Below are 18,541 nucleotides of genomic sequence, written 5' to 3'. Positions count from 1 at the left end.
GCTGGAGCTATAAGGACCAATTCTGGATCCGCAATAACGCTCATCATGCCTATACGGCAATTGGTGTTTACGGTCAATGGGTATACATTGATCCGACAGCAAACGTGGTGATTGTGAAGCAATCCAGCTTGCCGCAGGCAGATAACAATGGGGTGGATGCCTATACTCGTGCGGGGTTCGATGCGATTATTAAGCAACTCGACAAGCAATGACGCTGAACATGACATAATTTCGCATAGTTACTGGCTGTAAAAGCGGCCAGTAACTATACAGGAATGAGAGGGATTTATTGGTAGTCAGGAAAACGTTATGGACAAAAAACATGTATTGATTATTGAAGATGACAGTGATGCCGCACAGGTGCTGGAAGCTTATCTACAACGGGAGCATTTCCATGTCTCAGTGGCTGGGGATGGTTCTAAAGGGATGGAGATGGTTCAGCGCCTGAAGCCTGACTTAATCTTGCTTGACATGATGCTGCCGGGTATCAACGGGACGGAAATTTTGAGCCAGTTAAGGAAAAAGAGTGACACTCCCGTCATTATGATCACCGGAATGGGGGATGCGACGGATAAGATCGGTGCACTTCGTTATGGTGCCGATGACTATATCGTCAAGCCTTATCATCCTGGGGAAGTGATGGCCCGTGTGCATGCGGTAATGCGACGCTATTACTATCAAAATCATGTGAAAGAGAGCCTGTCTTTTGGCTCATTGCGCCTTGATACTGAATCGATGGTGGCCTCCGTCGAAACCTCCGCTGATAAAGTCCAAAATCTCGAGCTAACCCCGACAGAATTCAGCTTGTTGGCGACACTTTTACGTGCACCTACCAAGGTTTTTTCACGTCAGGAGTTGCTAGAAAAGTGTTTACCAGAAAGTGAGGCTATGGAGCGAGTGATGGACATGCATATTTATAAGCTACGTAAAAAATTGGAGAATGCCGGCGTCACTGGAGTGCTGCTCACCGTCAGGGGCTTCGGATACAGGTTCAGGTAAGTATGGACAAGTCACACAAACCGTCATCTTTATCGCGTTGGATTTTATTGCGGGTCCTCTCACTGGCTATTGGTTGCGTGATCATTATTGCCAGTTGTATGTGGGGTGCTTATCGTCTGGTATATCTTTGGAAACTGCACTCTATGCCTGAGTCTACCAGGGAAGAGATGCAGAAACTGTTGGCAGACCCAGACATTAATATCACACGCTATCATCAACTGGTGGATGCTTGGTATGGCGTAAACTTCTCTAATCCTTCTGCCACCTCTATTGACTTGATGCTGCTTTGTTCCCTAGTTTTGGTCGCTATACCGACAATTGTTATCCTTGGGCTATATGCTGCCCGTCCGCTATCACGCCAATTTACCCGTATTGCGAAAATAGCGAGGAAGGTCTCTGAAGGGGAGTTTTCGCATCGTGTCGGGCTGGAAAGAAGAGCGCCGGTAGAGCTCATCAACCTGACTAACGACTTTAATACGATGACGGAGCGCCTTTCGCAATATGAACGTGAACTCAAGGCTTCTCACGTGGCAATGGCCCATGAGCTACGCTCTCCCCTTACTGCAGCGACCGGACGGATGCAGGGAATGATTGATGGCATTTTTCCTTGTGAAACGAAGCAGCTTAACCTTGTCATGAGTCAGCTTCATCATCTTAACCGTTTGATTGATGATCTGTACCTGTTATCCATGGCGCAGGCGGGGCAACTGTTACTGGATAAGTCTCCGGTTAATATTGTTGAATTACTTAGAGAACGGATCCTCTGGTTGAGGCCGCAGGCTGAACTACAAGGCTTTACTTTCACTCTGGAATCACATACCTCACCGAGTCTTTTGGTCGATCCTTATCGTATGGGGCAGGTATTTATCATTTTGATGGATAACGCATTGCGTTATGCCAAAGAGGGGCGGCATCAGGAGATCAGCTTATGTGACGAACCCGGTTTTCTAGCAGTACGTTTCCGTGATTACGGGCCCGGGGTAAGCAGTGAGTTTTTACCGCATATGTTTGAACGTTTTGCTCGCGCTGAAAGCTCCAGAGCGAGATCTTCAGGCGGTAGTGGGTTGGGACTTTCTATCGCACGTGCTATTTGTGAGTTACATAGAGGGAGCCTAGATGCGGAAATCGCTCCAGAAGGGGGAATGACTTTCACGTTACGGTTGCAGGTGTGAAAATATATTTATTTTTTGTTGGTTTTGTTCGGTTAGGACTATGCCATGTCCCATATTAAAATAATTTCTTTATTGATGTGTTTGCAATTACATTTGGTAGGTTTTAATGGTTGCTGTTAATAACAGTTTTTTTCCATATTTAACATGTTGACGTGATATTGATAGTGTCAGGATTCGAACACTGATTATATAGCTTGATTTTTTTAAGAAACATAACCTGGCTGCATTTTAGTTCTCCTGTGGTTGACATTGTTCTCTTTTGATTCGAAAATGAACAGGCTTACTTGTTGTCTTCGGACAACCAGCCAATGCTTCAGCACTCTGTGAGAAGCGCCTTCGGGTGAGTGCCAGCCAAAGTTTCAGCGGTCTGTGAGAAACGCCTTCGGGTGACTGCCAATAGCCTCGTAGCCTGAAAGAGGAAGCCCCAGTGGCGGTAACCCTGTTTAACCTTTGAGAACAGGGATCACTTAACGGTGATGAAGGTACTGACGATTGCGGTTACCGCAATCCAATCCCCAGGGGAAATACCTTTCCCCTGGGAGCGGTGTTTCCCTTTTTTACAGGAGAAACACCATGTCTGTTTTTACTTCTTCAGTTGTTCCTGATTTCTTCTCAACCCTGCACCGTGTCAAATCGGCTGTCCAGCGAATACCTTTTCGCATGACGCCGCCGCGTTTTACTGACTGGTACGTCAATGCAGCAGGTAATTTTGCCGTTCGCGCGCATGTTATCTGCAGTGATGATGGTTCGGTCAGCGCGTTGCTGACGCTGCGCAAAGGTTGGTACAAAGGCGAATATACCTACGCAAGCACCCATGTTGTGCTGGCTTGCAAACATACCGAGCGCAGAAAAGCTTACCGACTCGCTAGCCAACATGCTGAGCATTTGGCCAGACTGCGTTACCGCTTTTAGAGCTGTCGGTTTACCCACTTAATACCCTGACGGGGATTTACACCCGTTATGGGGATAAATCCCGCTTTTCTTTTTGTGGAGGATTTATCGATGCATACCCAGTTACCCAACGTACTTGACGTGAAAACCGCGCTTGATGCGTTTCATTTCCTTTGCCTGGTTGAAGGTAAGCTCATGAGTATACGGGCTTGCCAGCGCCTGGGATTGGGTATTGAACGTGAAGACCCCACTGAGCTGAATGATGTGGAAAATGCCGTTATCAATGCGGGAGAGGCCTTTGGTGGTTTCCTGCTGGTCATGCAGTACGGCTATATATCGACACTTTCCGCTAACGGGCAAGCGCTTATGGCTCGCCTGGATACACTGAGCAAAGATATTCATGCGTCTTATTGGACACAGGCCGTGGAGCAAGGCAAGCGTTATGTCGAAGCCGACATAGCTATTGGCGAGCTCGAGGTTTGGTGATCGGCACGGCAGCCTGACAGACACACACCCTGACGGGGATTTATTCCCGTCAGGGGGATAAATCCCCCCAATTTTTTGTTACCGGAGGATTTATCGTGAGTATGAACGTGTATTTTGTCGCACCACCGTCCCAGGACGAGTGGATTGATTTCACCCTGGCGGTAACCGAGGTGTTCTGGTTGTTGCCGGATGAAGCCCGGCCAGAAGGTATCACGGAAGCCGGCCAGCTGTTTGATGGCATGATCTTCGAAACGGCCGGTTTACGTGTATCACCGGAATCAGAGGAAAATAGTCCGATGCAACCGGTGCCTGACGTCGAAGAACGTGTGGGGTTCTTTCAGCGCCCCGACTTTTTTCACCGACTGGTTCTGACACTGATTCATAACCTGTGCCCTGGCTCTGTACGGATAGAGCGGAACGACTCCAAACTCGCCAAATATCCAGGATGGGAGTTGCCACTACTCTGGTTGCGCCACCACCTCAAACGCCCAGAACTTATTGCTCCAGGTGAAGTGGATGAGGCGGCACTGACTGATGACTCCATTCTTTACCATTTGGAAGGGTATAGCAGTCATAACGATGATCCCGATGAACTGCTTTGTCGCTGGTGCGTTATTGTCGGCATGGATGACGTGCTGGCGGCGCGTTTGAATCAGGCGCATTCGGCGGCATAGTCGCGATTTTTTTATTCACCCGGCAGGGCCTCCCTGCAGGGGAGCTCCTGTCCGTATACCGAGAGGAGTGACCCATGGGGCTTGATATCAACTTTTTCCGTCAGCGTAAGGCTGACTATCCGATGTTGCCGGTTAACGGCGACTGGACACCCGTTGGCGACTGGGTGCCGTGTTCACCAGCGTGGCTGGAGGACGGCGGTGATTGTGTGCAGGCGCCGCGAATATACAACCACAAAACGTGTAACCACTACCATCCGCCGCTGCTGGTTCACTCCTGTCATTTTCGCGGGTTTACTGCGTTGATGCATTGGGTGGCCAACAGTGTCGGGGACGTCAAAAGCGGTGAGCTGATGGCGTTCGACCGCAATGACATCCAGATGCTGCAGATGCTGTTGTCACGATTGAATGAAGCGAACTGCCATGAGGAGTTCCCTGATGACTCTCGCGACTACTGCGATGTGTACTGGATGCAGGTCGACTTACTGAAAACGTACGTTAACAGCGTACTTACCGGTTTCGATTTTAGTCGGTATCACCTTTACTTCCGGGCTTCGTGGTAACACCACCGCGCTGGCCATAACGTTTTATTTCCCTGGAGGGGCTTCCCCTCCAGGGGAAGTCGTCTCCGCTTTTTAAGGAGACTTATCATGTTGCATTTTAACCCTGCAGAACTGCGCGCCGTGGTGGCTGAAGTCCGCGCCAATCAGTGTGCGTTGGTGTTGGCCAAAGACGACGGCGTCTATCTGATGCCTGCTGTGGGCGAACGAAACGCCACCGGCCGTATCAAGCACCTGGCGTATGCCGACGGTTGCCATCCCGAAAAGGATGAAGCCTGGTATGAAACGTCCCGGCGGCTCGCTGGCGGCGACGACTTTGGCGAGGAGCTGATGCTGAACGACAGTTGTATCGAGCGAATACTGTCGCAAGGCCATGAGCTCTGGATCCACCTGTTACCCGAAACGGTCTATATGCACGTTGCCACGGTTAACTGGGTGTGTGTCGCCGACTTCCGTCGTATAACCGCCCGCATGCTGCAGCTGGCCGAGGTCCATTACTCGGTTTGTGTCAGCCAGGATGAGTTTAAACACTGGCGTGAGCGGTCCATCAACTTGCTGGCCACGGCCTGTCATACCGATTGCAAGCGGGCAAAGCCCGCCGATCGGGAAGACTATCTGGCCATGTTCGAACGGCTGAAACAGCGTGTTGACACGGTAAACCCGAAAGGGGCACTGCGTTACCCCGCTCTCTAACCACTTTTTTCTGTCCCCTGGGGCGTATTCTTCGCCGCTAGGGGAGGAATGCGCCTTTTTTACGAGGAGCACTCCATGAAAAAAACATCATCATCACGTCGGCCGGCAAAAGCCCGTCGCGAACGTACTGACCTGTACCAACAGGTTACGGACAAAATCATTGCCGCCATCGAGACGGGAACCTTGCCCTGGCGCAAGCCCTGGCGGACCGACAAGGGCCGCGGCGCGTCGACGGCCATCATGCCGCAGAACGGCACGACCGGTTACCACTACAGCGGCGTGAATGTGCTGTTGTTATGGATGGCCGCGGACGAAAGGGGTTTTCACTCCAATCGCTGGCTCACCTACAAGCAGGCGGAAGCCGTTGGTGGGTATGTGCGTGCCGGCGAAACCGCGACGCTGGCCGTGGTATTCAAACCCTGGGACAAGCAAGTGGAGGATGCTGACGGCCGGCAGCTGTTTGACGAAGAGGGGAACCCGCTGAAAATGCGAATACCCATGCTGAAGCCATTGTACCTGTTTAACGTTGCCCAATGCGACGACCTCCCGGAAGTTGTCGGCATTACGCCGGCAGAGGAGCCGGAAGAGGAGGGGGCGTTGGTCGATGCGAAAACACAGGCTCAGGTCAGCACCCTCGTTGACGCCTGTGGCGTTCGGGTTGAACAGGTTTACCAGGACAGAGCCTATTACGCGCCGGGTCGCGACCAGATTGTCCTGCCACAGGTTCAGCAATTTCGAACCGAGGCGGATTACTGGTCGACGTTATTGCATGAACTGGTGCACAGCACCGGTCATGCAACACGGCTCAACCGGGAGGGGATCACGTCTTCCTCCCGGGCGTTCGGGGACCCGGTATACGCGTTCGAGGAACTGGTGGCGGAGCTGGGCAGTGCTTTTATGTGCGCACAGCTTGGCGTCTTTGGCGACATCCAGCACGACAGTTACCTTGAACATTGGCTCAGGGTATTGCGTGAAGATAAGCGCGCGCTGTTTCGTGCGGCAAAACAGGCCCGTGAGGCGTCAGAGTTTTTACTGAAACCCTTGGCGGAAGCGGTGACAACCGATCCTGCCGTTGCGGCATGAGGAGTCTGGTGATGACGATTGAACAACGTTACTGGCAGACCATTGCCGGCAGGTTACTGGCCAAATACTTTGGCCTGGCCTTAAACGATACCGATCTGTGTGAAGCGGAGTGCGTGATGGCTTTACAGGAAGCGGGAGTGCGGCCGTTTGAGGCGATCAACAACCTGGTGGATAAATACCACCTGGTACGCCTGGGCGCCAGTCCCTTTACCCCATCATCACCGTATCTGCGCCAGGCGGAAGAGCTGGGCGTGATCGGTGAGCATGAACTCTAACGGCAGGGCAGTACCCTTGTCCTGACCATCATGATTTAACACCTAACCCATCGGGGGAGACTTTCCCCCGTAGGGGAAAGCTTCCTCTTTTTTCTTGTAAGAAGAGGAGAACTACTATGTCAAATTGGTGCACCAATCGTCTGGTCATCACGGGCCAATCCGTTTTTGTGGATGAACTGCAGCAATGGGTGAATGGCCATGTTGTGCCTGACTACCGTCATGCCATTCAGCAGAGCTGCCGGCTGTTCCTGGCCGGGTGCGGCGGCATACTGAAGCCGGCCACGACAAAACCCGGTGTTTACGTGTCCTATCCGGGCTTATTAACGCATCCGGGTATCGCATCACCTCAGAACCTGGCCTTTGAACACTGGTTCGGGTTGCTGAAGGCGGATGTCCCGTTAACGGCTGAGAGCATTCGCTTGATTGAGCGTCTGTATCGCCAGTCGGGTATTGACGCCGTGAAATGGGAGAACATCCCCAACGTCGCGAAGGAGCGTATGGCGGATGTGCTGTCTCGCCAGTATGCGGACTGGTTCGGTCTGGTGGGAGTGAGCCCTGACATCGATGCCGGCAGCTGTTGGGAGCGTTTGGGCATGATGCCTGAGTATACCGCACCGTGCGATATGCTGATGCTGATCCCGACGCGCCTGGCTACCGAGCTGAATGGTTCAGGCGCACTGTTACGTGATGTGCCGACCACGGCCGAGCTCTATGGTCGACAGTACGGCGTCGAATGGCCATCAGGCCAGAATGTCGGTTGTGTTCGGGATGGCATCAACACGTTGACTGTTCACTTTGATTCCCCGTGGTACCCGCCAGCCGGCGAGGTTATCGGGATAGTGTCGGATCTGTTCAGTTGCCAGGTGGAACATACCTGGTATATGCCCGATGCGAAACGCAGTGGTTACGATCGCTACGACCGCGGCGAGCATGTCGACGGCGGACGAATAGCGGCTGAGGTCGAGGTTGGTGAGGTGAGCCACCTGGCCTACGCCGACAAGGATTCTGTGCCGTTGTCACCCAATTCAGCAGTTGGCTAATCACCGAGTTTTGTTATTGCATTAACCTATGGCCACCGATGTTCGGTGGTCTTTTTCCCCGTAGGGGGAGATCACCATACGGACGTTTACTAAGGCACAAAAAAATTCAGCGGTCTCTTTGGCCAAACACTATGTCTCCACCTGTTGTACCAGCGGTGATATTGCCTTACTTATTGATTGAAGCCTGTTCTTTACGCAGCAGCTCCCAATAGATAAGGCATAATTTAGTGATTTTGGCGGCTTTCATTGTTTTCGATTTATCTCCATTTATCGAGTAAACCGCGTTAAGCAGAGGGTAAAGCACTGCGCCGGGTTCAATGATGTGATCAGTCTTGGTTCGCGCAATGAGAGTTAGCTCACCTGAATTCAGCACTAGAGCGTATGAGTAATCTGAGTTTTTTAAAGGAATACTATCAATCACAAGCCATTGCAAAGGCCACCTCGGCAGAAATCCTACATTGAATTTAGAGAAATGAATGGATGCAGTGCATAATGTTTTGTACTCACCGTAAACGTGTCTGCTTTAATTTACGCCCCCACACTGAAATAATTGGGGGGCAGGGCGAGGAATGATTTCAATAGGGGAATGCTGCCATTTTTCAACAGATCGCCATAGCAGGAATTGAGATTTTCCTGTTGCCCAACATCAGATTAACACGGAGGATTTAATCAGATATTTACCCCTCGCCAAACATACTATTTACTTATTGAGATACAGTTATTAATTTGTTCATTCATACTATCCAGTAGCTGAAAACGGCGCCGATATTCCGCTCGTTTTTTACTTGGGATATTTTCCAGCATCTTCCGTTCTGGCCATATGGGCAAATTCCAAACCCGTTTGTTCATCTTCACACCCCCTAGCGACGCCCAGAATTCGTCATAGCTGGCGTGGAAATGATGCCCCTTACTCCAACGGTAGCGCAGCGCACGGAAAACATGTCCATCGTTGCTGACGCCATAAATGGTGCTGATAGAAGTGCGGGCAACCAGTAGCCAAATAAACTCCATCAGGATCCTCTTTGGGAAAAGCCCGTGGCAGGCACGTGTTGCGTCTTTGATGACATCGTGCGCAACATCACGTCTTGGTCCCTGTAGACCGCCGATCACCAGGACCAACTTTGCCTTTACCTGCATAACACTAAACGTAAGGCTAGCCAGCAACCTATCGTTGTTATCACGCAGCCATAGTGTCGCTTCCCCTTCGAGTTCGGCTTTATGCGCGCTGGATGCTGAAAGCGTGAAACACGCTTCATCTTTCCCTGCTAATTGCAGCAGCATAACTTCATCGGGGGAGGTAAATGCCCTGATGAGTCGAGGGGCCGACAGCGAGTCGATATAGTGATAATAATCGACGATTGCTGCGGCGCGCTGGCCCGCATTTAACCCTAAAATTAAATACTGACGGTGTGGTTTACTTGGCAGAGTAATCTGTGCGTTTAACAGATATTCAAAATCAGTGCGTTTTGAAAGGTTTTTCAGCATGTGCCGTGTCGGACCGTAATATAACGCCGTTCTTATCATAAACTTGAAACGGTAGTTTTTTTTCTTCCAGATGTCTCCGGGAGTCAGTCGCCCTGTAATGAGGTCAAAAATAATATGAGTGCGAGATGTTGAAAGTTTTCCATGTTTCATGAAATTGATACTTCTCCAAACCTTATTGAAGGTTATGATTAGAAATTATTTAAACCATATTCCAATTAATTTCTTTTCATACAACAAACATAAGAAATTATTAATATGAATAGCGATATAATTAATCCAACATAAAACAGATGGGTAAAATAAATGCAAATTTCAAAAAAAAACACGTAATTTCATGGAGCGTCCAACATATGAAAACGCTGGGGGGAATAATTATTCTATTGATATTTATATTGCGAGCTTAAAATTACATTGATTGCGCGCCGTTAAAGCTAGCGGTGAATGAGCATAACCACGCATTCTACCTGTCCAATACACGCAAAAACCGGATAAGTCCGGTTTTTGTGTCGTATCGTTGTTTAGTCTTTAAAGTCTGTCGAGAGGGACAGCGCTTTCCATTCGGCTAATTCAGCATCCACAAAGCGATGCTTCTCGCCGATCCGAGCTACCGTATCACTGCCCAACGCTAGGCGCTGAGGAGGGTTCGGCGCATTAACCAGAGTCAATATGGCTTCGGCAAACTTCACTGGATCACCAGGCTGAGCGTGATTAGCTCCCTCGGCAAAGCGCCGCATTTTCCCGACGGTATCGTCGTAGTCTGAGAGCTCCAGTGCAGTCTTGATCAAAGACTGCTCATCAAGGAAATCGGTGCGAAAGAAACCTGGTTCAACTACCGTCGCATGGATACCCAAGGGGGCCAACTCTTGGTGGAGTGCTTCGGTGATGCCCTCCACGGCAAACTTGGTGGAGCCGTAAACCCCCCAGCCAACATAGGCTTGATACCCGCCGACAGAGGAAATGTTGATGATGTGGCCGCTACGTTGGCGGCGCATGTGTGGTAGTACAGCGCGCGTCACATTCAGTACGCCAAAGACGTTGGTGGCGAACAGACTCTCCGTTTCGCGAGCACTGGTTTCCTCAACCGCGCCCAAAACTCCAAAGCCAGCGTTATTGATAACGACATCAATCTGGCCAAAACGCTTGATACCTTCAGCAACAGCCTGATGTGATTCTTCTTCGCTGGTGACATCCAGTCTTACAGCCAGCAGGTTTGGGTGGTCGCCCAAGCGATCAGTGATGTCTTTTGGCTTGCGAGCGGTAGCGATGACTGAGTCTCCCGCACGCAGGGCATGTTCTGCGATGAGTGTGCCAAATCCACGGGATGCTCCAGTAATGAACCAAGTACGCATTTCAACTCCTCCTGTCAGCGATCCGTTCGGTGTCGCTAAGTCTTCTTGATGGGTTGACACAACTGTACACATTCATTACTAATGTGTTAATACCACTAATTTGACATTGCTTTGTGAAAATGGCTCATATATGAAAGCACCATCGCCAGCTGACCTGTCGATATTTTTGAGTATTGCTCAACATCTAAACCTAAGCAGGGCAGCAATAGATCTTGGCCTTACCCCTTCAGCCTTGAGCCATTCTTTGCGTGTACTGGAGAATCGGCTTGGCGTGCGGCTGTTCAATCGTACTACGCGTAGCGTGGCATTGACCGAAGCCGGAGACAGGCTATACACCCGCCTGAGACCTGCATTCCGAGATATTGATGATGCTCTCGAAGACCTCAATAGCTTTCGCGACAAGCCTTCAGGCAGTTTGCGCATAACCGCAAGTCGCCAGGCTTGCGAATTGGTGCTTCTCCCAATAATTAGCCCGTTTCTACAGCAGTATCCGGATATCCGGCTGGAGATCGTCGAAAGCGATGCTTTCGTCGATGTAGTAGCTGAGGGATTTGATGCAGGAGTACGCTTTAGTAATCGACTGGACGCAGACATGGTGTCTTTGGAAATTGGCCCGAACCTGCGATCTGTTGTCGTGGGGGCACCCAAGTTTTTCGAGCTTCACGGTGTCCCACAAAAACCTGAAGATTTGCAGCGTATTCCCTGCATTCGCCATCGATTTCCCAGTGGGACAATTTATCGCTGGGAATTCGAGCGTGGGGGGATCACCCAAGAAATTGAAGTTAACGGCTCACTTACCCTAGGTGACGTCAGTCTGATGCTCAGGCCGGCTATACAGGGGCTGGGATTGGCTTATGTCTTCGAGGACATGGCGACTCGATATCTGGCCGAAGGGAGCTTGATCCAGGTTTTGGCCGATTGGTGTCCATACTATCCAGGACTACATTTGTATTACCCGGGCCGGCGACATGTACCTGCTCCGTTAAAGGCTTTCATTGATTTTGCCCGCACGACCCGCTAGTTAAGGAAGCAAAAGTGCGCTATTTGAGAGGAAACTAACCACTGTTTCACTCCTTGTTATAGACGTTTTAATCACTCTTCCTTTCTTCTGAATACGAGGTTCACGAAGACAACTACTAACCTAGTAATACATAGAGTGTGGTGTGATTTTTTTGTTAAAATTGACTCCAGCATGTAAATTAATGTAAAAGGATTATCGTTAAAGTGTTTTGCTAATTTACATAAGGAATGGTTATGAAGAAGTTGTTTGCCACTGTAGTTCTCGCAATGGTTGTTACTGGCTGTGCTCAGCAAACATTTATTGTAAAAAATGACGTAGCGGTAACACCAAAACAGATCACTACTCACCACTTCTTTGTGGCCGGTATTGGTCAGAAGAAAACTATTGATGCTGCCGCTGTTTGTGGTGGGACTGACAAAGTTGTCCGTACAGAAGTACAGCAAACCTTCGTTAATGGGTTGCTTGGATTTGTGACCTTTGGCATCTACGCTCCGCGTGAAGCTCGCGTATATTGCTCATAATCATTTTGCTGTAAACTAAGCCTGCTTAATGCAGGCTTTTTATTATTTCTACTTGATATTAGATATTTAAAAGTTGTATTACACGCGGAATTAACCTACTGAATAACCACCGTCAATAGTGATAATTTGGCCAATGATAGAACGGGCATTATCCGAAGTCAGGAAAAGTGCCGTTGCAGCAATCTCCTCGGTTGTAACAATACGCCCGGTAGGCATTTTGCTGAGAAATTTTTCCTTCTCTATCGGATCGTTCCCCACAAACCGGTCAAACATTGCTGTTGCTACTGGCCCAGGAGCAATGGCGTTAACCCGTACCCCGTCAGCGGCAACTTCAAGTGCGGCGGAGCGCGTTAATCCGTTTACTGCATGTTTACTTGCTGAATAGACGCTGCCGCCAGGAATACCGACTTGCCCGGCTTGGGATGAGAAATTAACTAAACTGCCTGAACCCTGTTTGCACATAACCGGCAGAGCATGTTTCATCACAAGCTGAGTTCCCAGCACATTGGTATCAAATACATGGCGGAAGTCTTCGACTGTGGTTTTGTCATGCGAAATAGGTTTCCCCTCTGTACCTGCAACATTAAGCAATACATCGATTGTCCCAAAGACTTGTTGCGTGTACTTAATTAATTCGGAAACCTGATTTTCAAATACGATATCGGCTAAAAAGAAGTGTGTCTCAGGATTGATTTGACGTAGTTCGGTTTCTAATTCCCTACCTCTTTGCTCATTACGTCCTGAAATTACTACATTATACCCCACTTGACTGAACGTGCGGGCACATTCTTCGCCAATTCCGCTAAGCGCACCAGTAATTATGACGGTTTGTTTCTTAGACATCCTGAATCTCCATGGACTGTAAAACACCTACCCCAGTATAGATTGGCATTTAGGAAACGGAAATAAAATATCCTGTTTTTAGCTGCATTATAGTTATAATGGGTCGCGGTTTTAATCCGGAAAATAATAATGAAAATTATTGTTACATTATATTCATAAAATGCTAGGGTTTTAGGTTGCAGGAAATATGTTACTTATAGAATGAATGTGAAGGATTGTGCTTTCACTTTACAGTGAAAGACCTAAAGTCCATGGGAGGACTTCCATGACCAAAATAGACAGTAGACAGTTTTCACCTTTGGATGAGAAGAATGCACCAACCATTGAGTATTATTTGGACAATCCCGTAATACCTGCCTGCGCCGGGATAAACCTTGTTAAAGATCTCAATCACCGCTTTGTTGCATCTAACTTGTTGTTTAGTCGGTTCTCTGGCGTAGATCCACATAGGTTGCCGACTCTTGATGACTCAGACATGCCATGGGCTGAAAGAGGCGATATTTATAGGGATCATGAGAAAGCGGTTCTTGCAGGTGAGGTTTACAATGTTCTTGAACCACTCCCAGGTGTTGTTCATGCATTTTTACATACCTCTAAACAAGTTATATATGATAAGAATGGATTTCCTGCCGGGACCACGGCAACAGCTATTATTATGAATGGTTATGTTGACTTTCATAATATTACCGGTGTGTCAAAAGTGTTAAAAATATCATCATACAAAGATGTGAAACTTAGTGCCAATGAGGCTAAGTTGCTGTTTTTTCTTCTGAAGGGATTAAAAAGAAAACAAATATCAGAGCTTTTGAATATTAACCTTGCTAATTATGACTACTGTATGAGAAACCTGAAAATCAAGTTCAATGTGATTTCAAGTGTTCAGCTTATAGATGAGTGCATTAAGTTAGGGTATCAGGATACATTCCCTTTTCAGATTTTTTTCAAGTAGTTATCGTGAGTTTCTTGGTTTTATCCTATGACTTCTCATAGGATCTTAAATCCTTCTTTTTGACACGTTAATAAAATTAATATTATTCTACTCTACACGTTGTTAATTAAAAAATTATAAATAGTTATCATAATTACTTGTGGTATTACTGAGGCCGAATTTATTTTAGATAACAGGAATGAATTGAAAATACGTAACGTCAGGGAAATTCTCAACACTTAGTTTAGAAGGGTTGTAATGCATAAGGTAATATATTCTCTCGTGCCAAATAAAATGATATCCGAATTTTTTCTATCGGTGTTGAAAATCCATATGTTTGAAGTATGTACCATATATCCGTTCATGCCGTCTGGATTAACACGTTTTTTACGTAATAAATGATGTGACGTAATGGTAAATGTACCATCCCTATAAAAATTTAAAATAGATATAGACCTACTATTTTTTCGCGAGTCACTGACTCAACTTATTTTCCATAAGATCTTTTTACCAGACTCCAGCAGCATATATGACAGCCCAGAGAAAATCTTTTCTGTCGCGAAAAGATTTTCCTGTGGTGTGTACCGTATTGACTTAGGCAGCATAGCGCCGGTCATGATTCAACGGAGTGCTGCTAATGCCTTATTCTGATATGCCTGAACAGGCCGCTATCATCGGTTGGTCTGGAAGCAAACTGGTGCTAAAGGTTTTTGCCGGCACCGGAAAAACGTCCCAAATGGTGCGATTCGCGCTGGCGAAGCCTGGCAACAGGATGCTTTATGTCGCTGGAGGCGTGGCATGCTGAAGGTCTTCAAAGAGCTGCTTGTTGGGGCTCGGGATATGTCGGCAAAGCCAGCGGTAATCACTTCAGGCTCACGAGGCCCTGCTGGTTACTATATGCCCGCGTCAGCAGAACAGCTGTTGAGCACGGCATCTCGTAAGCAGTGTTTACAGCAGTTATGGGAAAACTGTGCACTTCCCAAAGACCTCTATGAACAATTCTATCTGCAGCCATTGAAGCAACTCATGACGTTGATGCAGGTATTGCCGGCTACGCTTCTGGGCGAGTATGCCAGGGAAGGGGGGTTGGTTGATATCACTCTGCAGACGACGACGTATGCGGTGCGTCTGGCCAAAGGGCACATGTTACCTCCTGGGGCCGCACCGGAAGAACAATCTGCCCAGAATGTACAATGGAATGTCGTGGTGTATTACGCTGCGCTTTGGCGCTACCTGCCGCTGTTGAGTCAGCTGCAGGGGGAGTACCAAAGTGGCCGCGCCTGGTTACCTGGTCTGACAGTGCCGAGTGAACCTTACCGCTTTCGTTTCAGTGCGATTCCGCCAACCCCGACATTGACAACAAGTCAGAGTACGATGATTTCGGCCCGGCTGTTGCCAGCAGAGGTAATCGACTGGCTATCAACACTGCCGGCGGCTACACACTCGTTGATGACGATCGCTTCCCGACAGTCTGGCGCTTTACCTGTGATAGACGAAATTGTCCAGGAAGCGGCCAAGCTGGCGCGCGGCGATAGCCTGCCCGTAGCGTCCTCTCCTGCATCCATCTCCAACACTTTGACAGTAGCCTTACCGCCGGTGGCGCCGACTACAGAAAATATCACCTCATCAGTGCCCGTGGTTGATTTGCAAAGTGCGGTCAGTAGCAACAACTCGCCGGTCATTGAGGAACAACTGCCGGCCGAGGCATTAAGCCACCCCGAAGAAAATACAGCGTCAGTGGCTGAGGTATTACTGAGTTCGGCTCTGGATGCACCGGTCAGCGATAAGCCTTTGGCTGAGATGATCCTGGCACCAGAAACGGTTGTCGGTATCGGGGAGGATATGCAGGCCCTATTGTCATTGATGGCGGTTGAGGTGTCTGTTCCGGTAATTCAGACAGAACAGGAGTCCGGGGACGCCCCTCACCAGGATGAAGGCCCTACGCCTGCCGATTGCCCTGCGATTACTGCTGAAGTGACTCAGGTAATTGAAGCTGCCGAAATAAACCGGGAGTCAGACGCTATCGATGATATCGCTGTCGAAGCGGCAGATTCAATATCTGAATTTTGTGCCCCTCAAACTACTGACTTCGTTCCCTCACAATCACAAAAGTCGGGCATTGAAGGCGATGGGGGCATAACTCCCGGTGAAGTCTTTTGGCGTTGGTTAGCTGATGGACTCAATTCTAATGAGATCCCCATCAATTCCGTAGTAGCGCGGGTTCATCTTGTTTCTGGTTTTGTCTTTATCGCCGTACCTGGGATTTTTTATTTGTACCTTAAACAGGCTGGTCAGGATGGCTCTCAACGAGAAGCCCTTCAGGAGGATTTCGAACGTCTGGATAAACATCGCCGGCTCAAAGGTAAGCGATTTTATTTTGCTCACCTGTATGAAACATCAGAGCGCACAGGAGCGTTTAAACGAACCAAAGGTTACCTCGTTAAAGCAAGCTTGCTCTATCGGGGGAAAAGTTTGCCTGACGACAGTCCGGTGCTGGTGATTCCTTGATAGGGATTAATCGTATCTTGCGACAACATCATGTTCGCAATACTTCTATTTAAACTAGGGGAAATCATGCATAAATCGCGTGTTATGGACTGGGACACTTTGCTCGAAGAGTATTTTTTCTCAAAGGTGTTACGCCCGGAAACTGAGAGGAGCTATCGCAGAGTGGTTGCCGTTTTCAGAAAATTTATTGGGTATGACACGTTACCGGATGAAGTCACGAACCGAGAGCTGATTTTGTGGCGTAGAGACATGTTGGGAAGGGGTTTAACAAGAAGTACGTGGAATAATAAAGCTCGGCATTTGCGTGCGATTTACAACCAGGGGATGAAGAAAAAATGGCTCAACGTAGAGGAAAATCCGCTAAATGAAACGCAAGTGCCGCCGGGTAACAAGCGTAAAAAAACACTGAACCGTGACCAGTTGGTTAAAGTGAATCTGGTATTAGAACAATTTGAAGAACGCGAAAAATTAAGGGTAGGTAAATGTCGTCCTTGTGCGCTCTTTCCTGTGTGGTATTGGCGGACTGTCATAGACGTCTTGCGTTCGACTGGGATGCGGCAAAACCAGTTATTACATATACGACTAATGGATGTAGATCTGGAGGCAAACTCGATGTTGCTGTGTAAAGAAGGCAGTAAAACGCATCGCGAGTGGTTAGTTCCTATCGTGAGCTTTATCCGTGAACGGATGCGAATACTTGTTGATCGTGCGATAGCACAGGGGGCCGAACCGGCAGGTTATCTGTTCGATGTAGCACGATTCTTGAATCCATTGGGTGACGTTGACTCAGAACCTGCAATCCAACCTGTTCGCTCATTCTTCACCAGGCTGACGAAAGAGTGTGGCTTTAAGGTGAGTCCGCATCGATTCAGACATACCCTGGCTACCGAAATGATGAAGTCACCCGATCGTAATTTGGCAATGGTTAAAGGTTTGCTTGGACATCGCAGCGTCAGCACAACAATGGAATATGTCGAACTGGATTTAAAGGTTACCGGTCAAGCGTTAGAGAATGAGCTGTCACTGTATATGGATGTGATACCAGCGCGTGAAAGTGAGGCCAGACTCGTCTTGACATGACTTTAACAAGCTGTGAAAATCAACAGTGATCGAGAAAAGGACGCTTGTGCGCGAACACAAGCATCCTTTTTAAGAGGAACCTAGTTATTAATATCGAGTGTACAAATTCGGAAAACACTGCGATATCAACCTGCCAGCTCCTTTGTTCCGCCCGTTAAAGGGTGTACCTCTAACCAGCGTGCTTTGATGCAGAATTAGTGGTGCCCGGACTCGGAATCGAACCAAGGACACGGGGATTTTCAATCCCCTGCTCTACCGACTGAGCTATCCGGGCAACGGGGCGCATTTAACCCTATTGGCCGGATATCGTCAATCGCTTTCTGTCACAAACCCGATCGGTTGCTCTTTTTTCATTCAATGGGGTGGGGCGCTCCAGGGCGTCTGCGTCGGCCTGCGGCAATAGATATGCAGAAAAGATGTGTATTTATACCGTTTTGATTTTACAGGTATTTATTTTTATATGATAAATAACAATGAGTTATGTAATGTCTGCCTCAATGGGTAGTAACATAATTGTTACTTGAACCTCATAAAAAAACATGCAATCATTGCGCAAATTTTGGCACTCTACGTCCCCTAACGGTGTTTCCGCTCATTTAAGTCAGAGGATTACTGGCATGACTGGTTTTGTTACTCAAGCGCCACTGCGCACCAGACATCTGATGATGCCATCACGCCGCCGTTACCTTTCCCGAACACAGTACGCCAAGAACGCCCTGCCGACCATGCGGTAAGGCATCTTCTGATGCTCGCTGTTAGGCATTATTAAAAATAGAGCTGCGGCTCTGATTTTACTGATGTCTATCGGACGCTGCCGATACCAGTCCCCGATAGCTGCCTGATGATCTCGCGATCATGAGCCGGTCACGGTTGCGCTTTATGCTGCAACGCCGGACATCACTTTGCCGGGATAACCTTTGTTATCTCATCGCCGTG

Annotated in this window: 19 protein-coding genes and 1 tRNA gene; 15 read left to right on the top strand and 5 right to left on the bottom strand. The window is 48.5% G+C overall.

Annotated features, from left to right (window positions below; genetic code table 11):
* Positions 1–309: 309 nt before the first annotated feature.
* The 10 genes from ACUTSW_RS23135 (at position 310) to ACUTSW_RS23090 (ending at position 7,870) form a co-directional block, all read left to right on the top strand.
* Complete coding sequence (locus ACUTSW_RS23135) at positions 310–999, top strand: response regulator transcription factor (RefSeq protein WP_006327934.1); 690 nt, start codon at positions 310–312, stop codon at positions 997–999.
* Between the two features lie 2 nt (positions 1,000–1,001).
* Complete coding sequence (locus ACUTSW_RS23130; protein WP_020439756.1) at positions 1,002–2,171, top strand: sensor histidine kinase; 1,170 nt, start codon at positions 1,002–1,004, stop codon at positions 2,169–2,171.
* 573 nt (positions 2,172–2,744) lie between these two features.
* Complete coding sequence (locus ACUTSW_RS23125) at positions 2,745–3,083, top strand: hypothetical protein (RefSeq protein ID WP_006327932.1); 339 nt, start codon at positions 2,745–2,747, stop codon at positions 3,081–3,083.
* A gap of 90 nt (positions 3,084–3,173) precedes the next feature.
* The gene (locus ACUTSW_RS23120) at positions 3,174–3,548 is read left to right on the top strand and encodes a hypothetical protein (RefSeq protein WP_006327931.1); all 375 of its coding nucleotides are present in this window, start codon (positions 3,174–3,176) and stop codon (positions 3,546–3,548) included.
* 95 nt (positions 3,549–3,643) lie between these two features.
* Positions 3,644–4,222, top strand: a complete 579-nt coding sequence (locus ACUTSW_RS23115; protein WP_135638622.1) for a hypothetical protein — start codon at positions 3,644–3,646, stop codon at positions 4,220–4,222.
* A 74-nt stretch (positions 4,223–4,296) separates the two neighbouring features.
* Positions 4,297–4,782 carry a hypothetical protein gene (locus tag ACUTSW_RS23110; protein WP_006327929.1) on the top strand — a complete coding sequence of 162 codons (486 nt, stop codon included), beginning with the start codon at positions 4,297–4,299 and terminating at the stop codon, positions 4,780–4,782.
* A gap of 87 nt (positions 4,783–4,869) precedes the next feature.
* On the top strand, positions 4,870–5,472 hold the full coding sequence (locus ACUTSW_RS23105) for a DUF3085 domain-containing protein (protein ID WP_020439754.1): 603 nt from the start codon (positions 4,870–4,872) through the stop codon (positions 5,470–5,472).
* Positions 5,473–5,547: 75 nt separating this feature from the next.
* Positions 5,548–6,555: an ArdC family protein gene (locus ACUTSW_RS23100; protein WP_006327926.1), complete on the top strand. Its 1,008-nt coding sequence runs from the start codon at positions 5,548–5,550 to the stop codon at positions 6,553–6,555.
* 11 nt (positions 6,556–6,566) lie between these two features.
* Positions 6,567–6,830: a TA system toxin CbtA family protein gene (locus ACUTSW_RS23095; protein WP_006327925.1), complete on the top strand. Its 264-nt coding sequence runs from the start codon at positions 6,567–6,569 to the stop codon at positions 6,828–6,830.
* Positions 6,831–6,946: 116 nt separating this feature from the next.
* Positions 6,947–7,870 carry a DUF1281 domain-containing protein gene (locus tag ACUTSW_RS23090; protein WP_020439753.1) on the top strand — a complete coding sequence of 308 codons (924 nt, stop codon included), beginning with the start codon at positions 6,947–6,949 and terminating at the stop codon, positions 7,868–7,870.
* 166 nt (positions 7,871–8,036) lie between these two features.
* Here ACUTSW_RS23090 and ACUTSW_RS23085 read toward each other — a convergent pair whose 3' ends face one another.
* The 3 genes from ACUTSW_RS23085 to ACUTSW_RS23075 form a co-directional block, all read right to left on the bottom strand.
* The gene (locus ACUTSW_RS23085; RefSeq protein WP_407822032.1) at positions 8,037–8,291 is read right to left on the bottom strand and encodes a hypothetical protein; all 255 of its coding nucleotides are present in this window, start codon (positions 8,289–8,291) and stop codon (positions 8,037–8,039) included.
* Between the two features lie 275 nt (positions 8,292–8,566).
* The gene (locus ACUTSW_RS23080; RefSeq protein ID WP_020439752.1) at positions 8,567–9,505 is read right to left on the bottom strand and encodes a VirK/YbjX family protein; all 939 of its coding nucleotides are present in this window, start codon (positions 9,503–9,505) and stop codon (positions 8,567–8,569) included.
* 368 nt (positions 9,506–9,873) lie between these two features.
* On the bottom strand, positions 9,874–10,704 hold the full coding sequence (locus ACUTSW_RS23075) for an oxidoreductase (protein ID WP_020439751.1): 831 nt from the start codon (positions 10,702–10,704) through the stop codon (positions 9,874–9,876).
* A gap of 130 nt (positions 10,705–10,834) precedes the next feature.
* On the opposite strand from ACUTSW_RS23075, the gene ACUTSW_RS23070 reads away from it, so the two are divergent.
* Positions 10,835–11,725 (top strand): LysR family transcriptional regulator, encoded by an 891-nt coding sequence (locus ACUTSW_RS23070; protein WP_020439750.1) that lies wholly within the window; start codon positions 10,835–10,837, stop codon positions 11,723–11,725.
* Between the two features lie 233 nt (positions 11,726–11,958).
* On the top strand, positions 11,959–12,246 hold the full coding sequence (locus ACUTSW_RS23065) for a Bor family protein (RefSeq protein ID WP_020439749.1): 288 nt from the start codon (positions 11,959–11,961) through the stop codon (positions 12,244–12,246).
* A gap of 90 nt (positions 12,247–12,336) precedes the next feature.
* On the opposite strand, the gene ACUTSW_RS23060 is transcribed toward ACUTSW_RS23065, so the two are convergent.
* Positions 12,337–13,089: an SDR family NAD(P)-dependent oxidoreductase gene (locus ACUTSW_RS23060; protein WP_020439748.1), complete on the bottom strand. Its 753-nt coding sequence runs from the start codon at positions 13,087–13,089 to the stop codon at positions 12,337–12,339.
* A 265-nt stretch (positions 13,090–13,354) separates the two neighbouring features.
* Between ACUTSW_RS23060 and ACUTSW_RS23055 the strand changes: the two genes are divergently transcribed.
* The 3 genes from ACUTSW_RS23055 to ACUTSW_RS23045 all read left to right on the top strand — a co-directional run bounded on the left by ACUTSW_RS23055 (position 13,355) and on the right by ACUTSW_RS23045 (position 17,605).
* Entirely contained in the window at positions 13,355–14,038 is a 684-nt protein-coding gene (locus ACUTSW_RS23055) for a hypothetical protein (protein WP_064799692.1), read from the top strand.
* A 777-nt stretch (positions 14,039–14,815) separates the two neighbouring features.
* Positions 14,816–16,525 carry a TraI domain-containing protein gene (locus ACUTSW_RS23050; RefSeq protein ID WP_020439745.1) on the top strand — a complete coding sequence of 570 codons (1,710 nt, stop codon included), beginning with the start codon at positions 14,816–14,818 and terminating at the stop codon, positions 16,523–16,525.
* Positions 16,526–16,591: 66 nt separating this feature from the next.
* The gene (locus ACUTSW_RS23045; RefSeq protein ID WP_041417764.1) at positions 16,592–17,605 is read left to right on the top strand and encodes a tyrosine-type recombinase/integrase; all 1,014 of its coding nucleotides are present in this window, start codon (positions 16,592–16,594) and stop codon (positions 17,603–17,605) included.
* A 198-nt stretch (positions 17,606–17,803) separates the two neighbouring features.
* Here ACUTSW_RS23045 and ACUTSW_RS23040 read toward each other — a convergent pair.
* Positions 17,804–17,879 (bottom strand) — tRNA-Phe (locus ACUTSW_RS23040).
* Positions 17,880–18,541: the final 662 nt, after the last annotated feature.

It is taken from the genome of Serratia sp. TSA_198.1 (assembly GCF_052686505.1).
The sequence above is the reverse complement of the archived record's forward strand: the minus strand, read 5'-3'. Positions and strand labels throughout refer to the sequence as shown.